General features: G+C 48.4%; 12 protein-coding genes and 1 riboswitch. Of the genes, 5 read left to right on the top strand and 7 right to left on the bottom strand.

The window, feature by feature from the left end; all coding sequences use genetic code 11:
- Positions 1 to 6: 6 nt before the first annotated feature.
- Positions 7 to 159, bottom strand: a complete 153-nt coding sequence (locus BP95_RS34555) for an RAxF-45 family protein (RefSeq protein ID WP_161627129.1) — start codon at positions 157 to 159, stop codon at positions 7 to 9.
- Positions 160 to 415: 256 nt separating this feature from the next.
- Here BP95_RS34555 and BP95_RS30320 point away from each other — a divergent pair, with 256 nt between their 5' ends.
- Positions 416 to 1,300 carry a LysR family transcriptional regulator gene (locus tag BP95_RS30320; RefSeq protein WP_021253452.1) on the top strand — a complete coding sequence of 295 codons (885 nt, stop codon included), beginning with the start codon at positions 416 to 418 and terminating at the stop codon, positions 1,298 to 1,300.
- A gap of 186 nt (positions 1,301 to 1,486) precedes the next feature.
- Positions 1,487 to 2,695 (top strand): NAD(P)-dependent malic enzyme, encoded by a 1,209-nt coding sequence (locus BP95_RS0113310; protein ID WP_021253453.1) that lies wholly within the window; start codon positions 1,487 to 1,489, stop codon positions 2,693 to 2,695.
- A gap of 103 nt (positions 2,696 to 2,798) precedes the next feature.
- On the opposite strand, the gene BP95_RS0113305 is transcribed toward BP95_RS0113310, so the two are convergent.
- Complete coding sequence (locus BP95_RS0113305) at positions 2,799 to 3,299, bottom strand: YwhD family protein (protein ID WP_021253454.1); 501 nt, start codon at positions 3,297 to 3,299, stop codon at positions 2,799 to 2,801.
- Between the two features lie 116 nt (positions 3,300 to 3,415).
- On the opposite strand from BP95_RS0113305, the gene BP95_RS0113300 reads away from it, so the two are divergent.
- The 3 genes from BP95_RS0113300 to BP95_RS0113290 all read left to right on the top strand — a co-directional run bounded on the left by BP95_RS0113300 (position 3,416) and on the right by BP95_RS0113290 (position 7,138).
- Positions 3,416 to 5,392, top strand: a complete 1,977-nt coding sequence (locus BP95_RS0113300; RefSeq protein WP_028532427.1) for a M1 family metallopeptidase — start codon at positions 3,416 to 3,418, stop codon at positions 5,390 to 5,392.
- 4 nt (positions 5,393 to 5,396) lie between these two features.
- Complete coding sequence (locus BP95_RS0113295; protein ID WP_021253456.1) at positions 5,397 to 6,218, top strand: hypothetical protein; 822 nt, start codon at positions 5,397 to 5,399, stop codon at positions 6,216 to 6,218.
- 295 nt (positions 6,219 to 6,513) lie between these two features.
- Positions 6,514 to 6,655, top strand: a riboswitch (cyclic di-AMP (ydaO/yuaA leader).
- 3 nt (positions 6,656 to 6,658) lie between these two features.
- Entirely contained in the window at positions 6,659 to 7,138 is a 480-nt protein-coding gene (locus BP95_RS0113290; protein WP_028532426.1) for a C40 family peptidase, read from the top strand.
- A 305-nt stretch (positions 7,139 to 7,443) separates the two neighbouring features.
- On the opposite strand, the gene BP95_RS0113285 is transcribed toward BP95_RS0113290, so the two are convergent.
- The 5 genes from BP95_RS0113285 to BP95_RS0113265 form a co-directional block, all read right to left on the bottom strand.
- Entirely contained in the window at positions 7,444 to 7,956 is a 513-nt protein-coding gene (locus BP95_RS0113285) for a hypothetical protein (protein ID WP_021253458.1), read from the bottom strand.
- A 180-nt stretch (positions 7,957 to 8,136) separates the two neighbouring features.
- The gene (locus BP95_RS0113280; RefSeq protein ID WP_021253459.1) at positions 8,137 to 8,742 is read right to left on the bottom strand and encodes a response regulator transcription factor; all 606 of its coding nucleotides are present in this window, start codon (positions 8,740 to 8,742) and stop codon (positions 8,137 to 8,139) included.
- On the bottom strand, positions 8,739 to 9,920 hold the full coding sequence (locus tag BP95_RS0113275; protein WP_021253460.1) for a sensor histidine kinase: 1,182 nt from the start codon (positions 9,918 to 9,920) through the stop codon (positions 8,739 to 8,741). The genes BP95_RS0113280 and BP95_RS0113275 overlap by 4 nt, the downstream gene beginning before the upstream one ends.
- On the bottom strand, positions 9,921 to 10,655 hold the full coding sequence (locus BP95_RS0113270; protein WP_021253461.1) for an ABC transporter permease: 735 nt from the start codon (positions 10,653 to 10,655) through the stop codon (positions 9,921 to 9,923).
- Positions 10,656 to 10,724: 69 nt separating this feature from the next.
- The gene (locus BP95_RS0113265) at positions 10,725 to 11,639 is read right to left on the bottom strand and encodes an ABC transporter ATP-binding protein (protein WP_028532425.1); all 915 of its coding nucleotides are present in this window, start codon (positions 11,637 to 11,639) and stop codon (positions 10,725 to 10,727) included.
- Positions 11,640 to 11,778 lie beyond the last annotated feature (139 nt).

Genomic DNA, 11,778 nt, shown 5'->3' with positions numbered 1-11,778 from the left:
ATCCGATCAGGTTAAGGCAGGAGAGTCTTCACGCCGTATTGTCGTATTCGTATTAGTAAAAATAGACACACGTATCCCGTTGAGAGCTACATCATGAGTAATTCCAAACATTGCCATTGGCAGTTGGCTAATACGAATGTTCGGCGTATTGAAATTCATCTCCTACCTCACCTCCTGTTCCTGTTCTTCAGTCCGAAGAACATGTTATTCATATATATTACCACATTTTAGAATATCGGTAAAGGGACAGCTGGATACCCTGCCCAACCCCTACTTGCTTCCCTTAGGATCATCTTGATGTACAATGGTTATACCTAAGTTCATTCTTTTGTAATCTTTATCCATCGATGAACGTCTTCGTTTCTTGTAGAATAGGACTCGCATCGGATTATCATATCGGAGGGAACCAAGCATCATGAATTTGCGGGAACTTGAATATTTCAAGGCCGTTACTGAACAGCATAGCTTTACAAAAGCAGCTGAACAGCTGTATGTGTCCCAGCCTTGCATTACAGCCGCTGTAAATCGGCTGGAGGAATTTCTAGGTGTGCAATTGCTCGAACGCAATAAGAAGGAGAAGGCTGTGCATGTCACGCCGCAAGGGGCGTTATTTCTAGCCAGAGTCGATAACATTTTGTCTGAAATTGATGAAGCTATTGTAGAGGTTCGTAATTATAACAGCTCCAACATTCATTTTGGCTTGCCGCCAATTATCGGAGCCTATCTGTTCCCTTCCATGTTCGCTTACATAAGGAAGCGGTATCCGCATGTGCAATTTAAAGTAACCGAGTACGGTTCTCGCATTACAACAGAGCTGCTGCAAGAGGGTAAGCTGGATTTAGGCATTATCGGACAGGCAGATCAAGAACCAATCTCCGATCTCCATTCTGTGCTGCTCTATGAGGATCACTTAAACGTGTGTGTGCCTGACACTCACCCACTCGCGACTCGAGAGTCCATATCCATTGCTGAACTCAAGCATGAACATTTTATCGTGCTGACGGAAGCTTATGTACATCATGAACAACTGATGCTCGCTTGTGGAACATACGGATTCAAGCCGAATATTGTATTTGAATCAGATGAAATTCAAACCGTTAAGTCGATGGTAGCCAGTGGGGCAGGCATTTCCCTAATCGTCTCTATGGCGGTCAAAAATATGCCTGGTCTTGTAGCCATACCACTTGAGGATCCGTTGTACTTCTATATTTATTTATGCTGGAAGGAAGGACATCATCTGTCGCAAGACTGCCTCAGCATGATCGAGTGCATGCGCCAGCTCCCACTTCAAGAAGCATAACGCCGAACGGATAAATAACAGAGGACATAACTTCCATTTCGTTACTATAAATAAAATTTATTAGCTTATATGCGGAACGTATTTCCCTTTTCCCCACTAACGTAGCACAATGGTAGCATGGGGCTTGCGGGGCTTATGTTCAGCAGCGAGTCTCCTTGGAATGATAAACAGGGAGCTGATTGTAGTATGCCAGTCGCACTGGACATCAAAGAAGAGTCGTTACAACTTCATAAGAAGCTGCACGGCAAGATTGAAGTGACTAGCAAAATTGAGGTGACATCCCCAGAGGATCTGAGCCTTGTATATACACCAGGGGTGGCTGAATCATGCCGCCTGATTGCAAATGATGCGAATGCTGCTAACGAGTATACGTCACGCGGCAACATGATCGCCGTTGTGACAGACGGTTCGGCCGTTCTCGGCCTCGGCGACATCGGTCCCTATGCGGCTATGCCAGTCATGGAGGGCAAGTGCATGCTCTTCAAGCAGTTCGGCAATGTCGATGCCTTCCCAATCTGTCTATCCACGCAAAGTGTAGATGAGATCGTGAACATCGTCAAAAATATGGAGCCTACCTTCTCCGGTATTAATCTGGAGGACATATCGGCACCACGCTGCTTCGAAATTGAACGGCGCTTAAAGGAAGAAACGAATATCCCCGTCTTCCATGACGATCAGCATGGCACTGCTATCGTGCTGCTCTCTGCGTTAATCAATGCACTGAAAGTGGTAGATAAGCAGATGGAAGACGTACGCGTTGTCATCAATGGCGCCGGCTCTGCAGGCATTGCCATAGCGAAGCTGCTGTTGAAGGCAGGCATTCAGCATGTTGCCCTAGTGGATCTGAAGGGCGTAGTATGCGAAGGCGAGGAATGGATGAATCCTGCGCAGGCAGACATGGCGAAGGTAACGAATCGCGGACATCTACGCGGTACGCTGACCGATGTTGTACGCGGAGCAGATGTATTCATCGGGGTATCCGCACCGAAGGTGCTGACGCAGGAGCATGTGCGCTCCATGAATGTGAAGCCGATCGTATTTGCAATGGCGAATCCAACGCCGGAGATCTTCCCGGACGAAGCGCTTGCTGCTGGAGCGGCAGTAGTATGTACAGGTCGTTCGGACTTCCCGAACCAAGTGAACAACCTGCTCGCTTTCCCTGGCATCTTCCGCGGCGCACTCGATGTTCGTGCTATAGATATTACGGATGATATGAAGCTGGCGGCAGCCCGCGGTATTGCGGCTATCGTTACCGATGCAGAGCTCAGCCCGACGTATATTATCCCGAACCCGCTCGATAAGCGTGTCGTGCCTAGTGTCGCATCTGCGATTGCTCAGGTTGCGATCGAAACAGGAGTCGCACAGGTGAAGAAGATGCCTGTATATCGCGTCTAAGTCACCTTGTTGTAATGAGTGAACTCATCTCTATAATAATAGAAGGCCGCTGCACCGATCACGAGATCGGAATAGCGGCCTTCTTTAAATGTAAATGAATATGCTAGGCAAGCTGTGCCTTTACTTCTTTTGGCGTACGCTCCCACCACTCAGCATTGTGCGTCATAAGCAGCTCACGCAGCGCTGCCTTGTCTTCTGTATTCAGCTCTTCGACGAGCACGCGGCGCTTCATTGCATAGTCCATCCGATTGACGTGGTCTGCGAGCATCTTCCAACCGCGCTTCGCCTCCGTGTCGATCAGCATTTCACAAGCAGCCAAACCGCCGTAGAACGCACCTTCCGCAGAACGATCGACTGCCACCCATACGATCCAGCATTGGCGGCCATTCGGAACATCCTCTTTATTCGTAGAGAACTTAATTCCACGCTCCACCTTACTCTTCGCATGCATCGCGCCTAGATCGATGTACGCCGTTCCTTCATCGATGATGACGGGCGACACGTTGTTCAGATCGATACTACCCGAACCGAATCCTTTATGCTTACCACTGCTCATTACGTTCAATGCCAGCGGCTTCTTTACTTTCTTATCTGAAGATTCCATTTCGTCATGCGCTCCTTCCTTACCACGTACTCAAAATCATTTTCATTTTAGCTAATAATCTGCAAAAAGCCAACATATACATGCTGTAGATGCTTGTCAACGGGAGGTAAAAACGTATGACCCGAAGCAATGTATATCGCCGGCTTCTATTCACTGCCTTGTTCCTAGCCGCCTGCAGCTTCCTCCTCGTTCGGTTCTGGCCGTCTGGATCCGTTCCGTCCCTTGGACCCGAGGTGAACAAGCAGGCGGTTCAGGAACCCATTACGCAGCAAGCCGTGGAGACCCCCAATGCGGAGGTACTGAGTGAGCGTATTGCCGAATACCATATTGAAGTTAAACTGAATGAGTCCACACATACCCTTATCGGCAAGCAAACCGTAACTTGGACCAATCCTGGGAGATCGACTGTCAATGAACTGTTCTTCCACATGTATCCGAACGCTTTCCGTTCGCCCGATACCACCTTCATGAAGGAGTCTGGCGGAAAATTGCGGGAAGACAAGTTCCCTGCGGATGGATATGGCAGCATGACGCTAAAATCGTTATCCACGGTTGACGGTATGTCCCTAATGAACCGGGTACAGTACATTCAGCCAGATGACGGAAACGCGAAGGATGAGACGCTTCTGAAGCTGCGTCTTACCAAGCCAGTACGAAGTCAAGAGAAAGTCACACTTCGCATGGATTTTGAAGTAAAACTGCCGAAAATATTTGCACGTATGGGATACGCCGATAATTTCGTGATGGCTGGCCAATGGTTCCCTAAGATTGCTGCCTATGAAAAGGCAGGGGTACGCGGCCGGGCATCAGAAGGCTGGGATCTGCACCAATATCACGGTAATTCCGAATTTTACTCCAATTACGGCATTTACAGTGTACGCATTCAAGTACCCGACAATTACATCGTAGGCGCTACAGGCTTTCCAACGAAAACCCCTACGATAGCAGACAGAAAGAAATTTTATCAATTCTATGCGGATGATGTTCATGATTTCGCGTGGGCCGCATCTCCAAACTTTGTCTATTTTGAAGAGCCGTTCTCTTCTAGCCAAGTACCAGGGGTTCGTATCAAGCTATATTTAGACCCGAAGCATAAAGATTTGAAGGAGCGTTATTTCTACGCTGCGAAGACGGCGCTGTCCAAGTTCAGCGAATGGTACGGCAAATACCCGTACTCTACCTTGTCCATTATCGTGCCTCCTAAATTGGGCAACGGAGCTGGAGGAATGGAATACCCGACCTTGATTACAGCATTCGGTGCAGAAGATGAGAGTCCAGGTTACGATTTAGAACGTACCGTCGTTCATGAGATTGGACATCAATACTTTTATGGACTTCTCGCCTCAAACGAATTCGAGGAAGCATGGCTCGATGAAGGGTTCACTTCCTATGCAGAAGACAAGCTGATGGAGCAAGAATTCGGAGTACTTCCAAATAACGCAATACAAGCCAGCTACATCACAGATCCGGCTCCACTGAAGCTGAATGCATGGCGCTACAAAAATCAAAATCATTACGCAGAAAATGTGTACATGCGTGCCAAGCTGGTGCTGCTTGCAATCGAGAAGCAGGTCGGGGAAAAAATGATGAGCCGCATTATGAGAACTTATACGCAGAAGTACCGTTTCAAGTACCCAACTACATCAGACTTTCAGCGAGTCGTTGAGCAGGTAACTAACCGCAAGTGGAATGATTTCTTCCAACAATATGTGTACAACGGCATGATGGCAGACTTCGCCGTGGAGAACATTGATTCACGTACGATTGAATCGAATGGGTCTACCCAATATGAAGCGACTGTCTATATCCGCAAGCTCGGTGCCAATTATCCATCCATTCCGATCGTATTCGGATTCTTGGATGGCACGACGACTCGCAAGGGATGGAATGGAGAGGGAGACCGCATCCAATATACCGTCACCCATAAAGCGCCGCTCAGCTGGGTCATGGTTGATCCTCTATATTCGATTGTCGTTGAGAACAAGCACATCAATAATTATATGCGTGCTCATGTCGATGAACCTGTCCGTACACGAGTTAATTTATCCGTCATCAAGGTAATCGAAGCTGTTACGAACATTTTGGGGTGGTGATAGTGTGAAGGCTTATGTGCGTTCAGGCTGGAATTGGTGCAAAGAGCACATCTATATATGGGTCATTCTATTCTTGTACCAACTGTTATGGGGGTTCTTCCTCTATCGCTTCGTCGATGGAGTGGTAACACCTATCCTGCGCCGTTACCCAGATCCAGCACCTACCGAGATGAGCAGGCAGCTCTTTCTGACCGAAAGCCAGTTCTATCTAATGAAGACGAATGACTATTTCCCTTACTTATGGGCTATCCTCGGATTCGTTGCCGTCCATATGCTGCTTACCCCCTTCATTCACGCGGGTGTATTCCATGCTATGTCACGGCCCAAGCAGCAGGGGCTTGCCTTTTTCCAAGGGATCAAGCTCGCTTGGAAGCCAATGCTTGTCCTCTATCTACTCGAGACACTGCTCATTATCGCACCCGCTATATGGTTCGTTCCTTATGCGGCCCATGCCCTGTCCACATCGGCTTCTCTGTCTTCCTTACTCGTGGCAGTGGCACCGTTTGTAATCGCTTGGTTCATTGGCGGCTGGCTTGTTCATCAATTGTTCTTATTCCTTAACTTCGGCGCTGCCTCAGAAACACCGTTAATTCGATCTGTGACAGCCGGAACTCGTCGCTTGCTTCCCATTCTAGGATTGTCACTTCTCTTTATTGGTATCACTATTGGCGTAGGCATATTGTCCACAACGGCGGCGGCCGTGTTCACCGGAATTACCGCACTCATTATTCAACAGGCATTGCCTGCCATTATGACTATACTTAAAATGTGGGGATTGTCTGCACGCCACGCTGTCTGGCAGGAAGCAGAGCAACAGATGAAATAATGGGGGTTCTGATTGAACGCAATTTAGTTACAGAGTTATAAAGTTACAAAGTTACAAAGTTACAAAGGGTTACGATGATATTGAAGCAGCGTAACCTAACAAAATGAATTAAAAAACTTGTCTATCAGCGAAAAAAACGCTGATCTGACAAGTTTTTTTCGTGTCAAGGACAAAAAATATTTGTCAAAGGAATTTCCGTCTGTTACAATAAATCTAGATTTATTACAACTTTGTCATGAAAGCGGCACTAACTCTTGCAAAATTGTTACTATCGCACGCAGCAATACATATTCCAAAAACCAGAATGCCGAGTTTCCGGGCGGACCGGAAAGCGGGGGAACCAGTTTTTACGGGTGAATTGATCTTGTAACACAGGGATCATAGGGGTCCTTCAACCGAACCCTCCAGCTAACCTCGCAGGCACGGAAGGAGCTTTCCCTTTGAAGAAGAAGCTAGTGACAGCGGTGCTCGGACTGAGCGTTCTGTTTACTTCGTTCAGTGCAGGCAGCACATTCGCAGCATCCAAAATGGACAACACGATTGAAGGTTTGCTTGGCATTTCGTACAAGTATGGTGGTACAACAACGAAAGGCTTTGACTGCTCCGGATTTACGAAGTACGTGTTCGACAAGTTCGAAATTGATCTTCCTCGCACATCTTCGTCGCAATTTGACGCTGGTGAGAAAGTTAGCAAAGACGAGCTTCGTCCAGGAGACCTGGTCTTCTTTGACACAAGCGGCAGCAACGGTGTATCGCATGTCGGCATTTACGTAGGCGACAACAAATTTGCACACGCTTCGACAAGCAAGGGTACGCGCATCGACAGCCTTAGCATGGACTACTACGAGAAGCGCTATGTAGGTGCACGTCGTGTAATGAGCGAGAATGACTTCTCGTCTATCGCTACTGAAAATCAATAATATCAATAGTTTGATTGTTTACTGCACTCTTATAATGATATGAACGACTACATAACCCGATGAGAAGCGCTACGCGCCTTTTCGTCGGGTTGTTTCATGTTACCCTCATTATCCGCGCAAATCCAACTTCTTTATCCTATGCATCTCTGCATGTCAACGATTCGTGCTTTTATCTATCTTTACGAAATATTTCTTTTTCGGTTTCAACCATTCTCATCGCCATTAACGACACAAGGACATGCGCTTGTACGCATGTCCCAATATCTTGTCTGGATATTCACTATTTTTGCATAGACGCTTCTGATTTACTTGACTGACCCATTCGATTCTTGGAATTTCGCCTTAATCTCTTCTGGTGTGAGCCCATCCGCCTCCGCTCGATGCTTTTCTTCCTCGTGCTGAAGCTGAGTCTGACGATCCTCGACATGCTTCCCATTAATGTGATGTTTCTCGTGGAACAGTCGTCCTTTTATGCCTAATTTCTCGCGTAATTCCTGGTGAATTTGCTTGTTGGTCTTGCCTTCTGTCGAAATTCCGTGTTTCTTAGCTAGCAATTGAAGCTTCTTCTCGCGCAGCTGCTTCATTTCTGCACGAAGCTCCTTCATTTGTGCCTGTACTTGTTCTAATTGCTTATCCGTCTCCGTGCTCTGCTGATTCGGCTGTACAGCCTGAGATGAAGTGACCACTCGTACAGCAGCTTGCTCCCTGCTCTTATCTGTTGCAGCATCTAGCGCAGTTCTGCTTTGCGCTGCTGCAGGTGAAGCCATCAAGAGAAGCATTAGGCACGTCCACGCTGCTACGGTTGAATTGCGTTTCATAGGTTCCACCTCCTTATGTAAGGGATGGCTATAGTATGTTCGTAATTCCTGAAATGAAACTGAAAATAAGCTAAATATTCACTTAGAGAGAATGAAGCACTTACCCATTTATATTCTGGATGCTAATTGAGCCGACAATTCTCCATCAAGTATCTTCTGCATATATTCCAGCAGCAGTTCTTAATCCAGCCAGCCCTTCTCCCTGGCAGTTCGAATCGCCTCAATGCGCGTACCCGCTCCTACTTTGCTAATCGCATCCGACATATAGTTGCGCACCGTTCCATAGGATAAGAACAATTTGGCGCTAATATCCTGCATGGACAGTCCATTCTCAGCAAGCAACAGCACTTCCTTCTCCCTCGGGGACAACGGACAAGGGTCTTCCCACGCAGCCAACGTTAATTCGGGACTCATCACCCGCTTGCCTGCATATACCTGGCGAATGGCATCTGACAACTCGTCGCTTGGGCTGTCCTTGAGTAAATAACCGCCTACACTGGATGTCATTGCACGCTGGAGATAGCCTGAGCGAGCAAAGGTCGTCAGCATAATAATCCGACAGTCCAGCCCCTTCTTCTTGACTGCATCCGCGACATCCAGCCCCGTCATAAGCGGCATCTCAATATCCAATACCGCGATATCCGGCTGAAGTTCCTCTATAAGCGACAGCGCTACACTGCCATTCTCGGCCTGTCCAATCACTTCGATATCATCCTCAAGCGACAACAAGGTGGCGAGTGCACTTCGCAGCATCTGTTGGTCCTCTCCTAATATCACTCGAATCATGATGTACCTTTCCCCTTCCCATCGCGGATTACACGCGGAATGACTAACGATAATACCGTTCCCTTGTGGGCACCAGACTCTATAGCAAGCGTCCCGTCCACAAGCTGAAGCCGCTGTTTCAGTCCGGCCATGCCTGTCCCACTTGATTGCTTAAGCTGGTGCTCATCAATTCCGATGCCATCATCTGCAATCTCCAATCGAACCCTTGCCTCTTCCACCTCAACCCGAACCGAGCAATGCTTCGCCCGGCTGTGCCTGACGACATTCGTTAAGGTCTCCCGGAAGCACATGGCGAGAATCGTCTCCTGCAATGCTGATAATGGCAATCGGTCCACAATGCTTGGAGCTGCTGCTGAAGGGCTAATTCCCTCGCTGCGTTCCTGAAATTCCAGCTCAATTCCTGCGGCAGCGCATAGCTGCCTTCCATGCTCATATTCCTCTGCAAGCTTGACAATCTTCATTTCAGTTACGAGTTGGCGCATCTGCTTCAACGCCGCACGCGATGTTTCTTGAATCTCCCTTGCTTCAGCGATGGCCCGCTCTGGATTCCGTGTAATAAGCTTCTCTGTCACTTCACTCTTAAGCGTGATCAAGGACAACGTGTGTCCAAGTGTATCATGCAATTCGCGTGCAATGCGCTGGCGCTCTTCCTGCTGGGCCATCCGCTCGAGCTGTGAGGTCGCTGCCTGCAATCGTTCCGCCATCTGCTTGTATTGCCCAGCGGCACGCATGATGAATGGCATGACGAGCACACCGAATAATGGAGGAAGCAGCAGGGTATGCAGGGAAGACCATACGGCTACCGTATCCAAGCGTTGAGACAATCCGATTAAGATACCTACCGCCATGACGGCAGCTGTTCCTAAAATAATGGAGGTCTTCTGCCTGCTTATCATCTGCGCGATCATGAACACCATATAAGCATACATAGGGTGATAGAAAAGGATGAATACGAGAATAATTACAGCCTGAGCAGCCAACCACAGCAATGCCTGCTTCTCGTGCCGATACTGCAGCCAAAATGCGATCACTAGAAACAGAAGCAGCGTGAACCCCACCAATAGCTTGGTCGGAGTCTCACGCAGCAGGAAAAAGATGGGGACGCATAAGTTGACGAGGGAGATGTAAGGCTCCGCTCCCTCTTTTTCGGGAAATAATCTCTTCTTGACTACGTTCACTTACATCGCTTCCCGTCTGTTAAAGATATAACTCGATATTACCATGAAGATCATGCCACAGCCCAGAAGAATTACCCAATCCAGCAGGGCAGGACTTCCCCCAGCGAGCATATTCCATGCACCATGTGCATAGCGGTAGGATGGCAGCCATTCTCCAATAACTTGCATCCAGCTTGGCAATGTCTTCAGCGGCATCCACAAGCCTCCCATGATGGCAAATCCCATGAGCAAAATGTTCGCGACCGCAATGGAGGCATCCGCGCTCTTCATCGTTCCTAAAATAGAGCCGATCGCCAGGAATGGAATGCTTCCAAGCCACAGCCACAATCCGCATGTCACCCATTGTACAGCCGTCAGCTCAATGTGATAGGCAAAGTAGGCAGCAGGGAAAATGATGAGAATGACAAGCAAATGAACCAACATATGCGATACGATCTTAGCGCCAATCCATACCGACGGAGATAGTGGTGTCAGGCGAAGCAGACGTGTCCATCCATCACGACGCTCGTAAGCAAGGCGAATACCGAACTGACTCATTGCTGTGCCGATCAAGCTGAATGCTGTCATCGACATAAGTGAGAAGGCGCCATAGGTGGTCGATTCAATAGACTTCGATGCGCCATTTAAACTAGCGAATAAGAAATAAAAAGCGATTGGCATGACAAGTGAGAACAACAAGAAGAATGGACTGCGCATAATTCGTAAACTTTCTGCTTTGATTTGTGCTTGTAACATCGATCAATTCCCCCTATATATGATGATTTAAGGCACCCTCTGCCTCTATCGTTTATTTTCAGGCTTCAACTATATGCTTGCTTGAGTACGTGCAGCTTCATGAGATTTTGTTATTGATCGGAAAGCATCCTCAAGCTTAGCGGATTGGATATCAATATCGCTGACTCCCCAACCAGATTGCAAGAGTGCGGACAACACTTCGTCTGTACTGCGGACGTGAAGACGAATCCGACCTGATGCACGTTCGACCTTTACGACTCCCGGAAGCTGCATTAACGCTTCGTCCTGCTGTTCGACTTGAAGACGGAAGGACACTGTCCGCAGTGCCGTCTGTGCCTTGAGCTCCTGTGAGGTTCCGCTGGCCGCTACTGTACCTGCCGCAATAATCGCGATATGATCCGCCACTGCATCTGCTTCCTCCAAGTCATGCGTCGTAAGCACAACCGTCCGCCCATCGTTCGACAGAGCGCGAACCGTATCCCAGAAGCGACCACGCGCCTCCACATCCATGCCAACCGTCGGCTCATCAAGCAGGACAAGCTCTGGATTTCCAGCTAAGCTCTGCGCGAAGGCCAATCTGCGCCGTTGTCCACCGGATAACGATGTTGCGCGCCGCTTCGCTTCTCCGTGCAGACCTGATAAGTCAAGCAGTCTGGACAGTGGAAGTGGGTTGCGATAGTAGCTGCGGAACAGATTCAATACCTCTGCAACATTCAAGCCATCAGGAGCTTTCACATCCTGCATGAGCGCCCCTACTCTGTGGCGCAGTTCCCGTGTGCCTGCGGGCTGGCCAAGCACCTTAATCTCTCCTGATGTCGGCTTCTGCAACCCGAGGATCATGGAAATCGTCGTTGTCTTACCCGCTCCGTTCGGACCGAGCAGCGCGCTGATCTGTCCACGCTCGAAGCGAAGATTAATATTGTTCACGGCGCGAAAGCTGCCGAATTGCTTTATAAGGTTGGTACATTCGATTGCGTATGTCATCTATAATCATCCTTTGTCATTAAATTAGGAACCGTATGTGGTTCTATGATGCGGTCATTGTGTTGCGTGCAGCTTTCGGCTAACCAGTTAATCTTTCGAGATATGCTGCACGATGCTGTGCTGCTCAATTTCTGTTGCC

This window comes from Paenibacillus sp. UNC217MF, from assembly GCF_000686865.1.
Lineage (GTDB): Bacteria > Bacillota > Bacilli > Paenibacillales > Paenibacillaceae > Paenibacillus_B > Paenibacillus_B suaedae.
The sequence above is the reverse complement of the archived record's forward strand: the minus strand, read 5'-3'. Positions and strand labels throughout refer to the sequence as shown.